This is a genomic window from Nonomuraea sp. MG754425 (genome assembly GCF_021699195.1).
Lineage (GTDB): Bacteria > Actinomycetota > Actinomycetes > Streptosporangiales > Streptosporangiaceae > Nonomuraea.
In genome coordinates this window covers 1-896 of sequence record NZ_SSXE01000443.1, presented here as the reverse complement: position 1 = coordinate 896, position 896 = coordinate 1, and the positions used below count along the sequence as shown (strand labels likewise).

The following is an 896-nucleotide window of genomic DNA, read 5'->3' as shown; positions in this document are numbered from 1 at the left end:
CGTCACCCCCGACGAACGCCTCACCTACGGTGTCCGCCCCGAGTACATGACCCTGTCCACCACCGAACGCCCCGGCGCCCTGCACGGCGTCATCTCCGTCATGGAGAACCTCGGCACGCACACCCTCGTCACGCTCGAGACCTCCGGGGCCCTCATCCAGATCGTCGTGCCCGAGGGCGAGGAGCCGCCGCTCGGCGCCCCCGCCTGGGCGACCCCGCGCCGCGCGCTGCTCTACCGCGACGACACGCTGCTCCAGGGCCGGTAGCCGGCCGCACGACATACTGGTCACCATGGTCACCAGGAACTGGATCCTGCACCTCGACCTCGACCAGTTCATCGCGGCCGTCGAACTCCTGCGCCATCCCGAGCTGCGCGGCAGGCCCGTCGTCGTCGGCGGCTCGGGCGACCCCACCCGGCCCCGCACGGTCGTCGCCACCGCCACCTACGAGGCCCGCGAGCACGGGGTGCACTCCGGCCTGCCGCTGCGCACCGCGCTCAGACGCTGCCCCGACGCGGTCTTCCTGCCCAGCGACCCGCCCGCCTACGCGGCCGCCTCCGCACGCGTGATGGCCGTGCTGCGCGAGTTCCCCGTCCTGGTCGAGGTCTGGGGCTGGGACGAGGCGTTCCTCGGCGTCGCCACCGACGACCCGGAGGCCCTCGCCGCCGAGCTGCGGCAGGCCGTGCTCGCCCGCACCCACCTGGAGTGCTCCGTCGGCATCGGCGACAACAAGCAGCAGGCCAAACTCGCCTCCGGCCTGGCCAAACCCGCCGGAATCCGCCGCCTGGCCACCGAGAACTGGGCCGAGACCATGAACGAGCGCCCCACCGACGCGCTCTGGGGCATCGGCGCCCGGATCTCCAAGAGACTCGCCGGCCTCGGCCTGCACACCGTCGCC

General features: G+C 73.3%; 2 protein-coding genes. Both read left to right on the top strand.

Features of this window, described 5'->3' with window-relative positions:
• On the top strand, positions 1-265 hold a 265-nt coding region (locus FAF44_RS53385; protein ID WP_237111150.1), incomplete at its 5' end, for a TOBE domain-containing protein.
• A gap of 25 nt (positions 266-290) precedes the next feature.
• The coding region (locus FAF44_RS53380) for a DNA polymerase IV (protein WP_237111149.1) at positions 291-896 on the top strand (606 nt) is incomplete at its 3' end.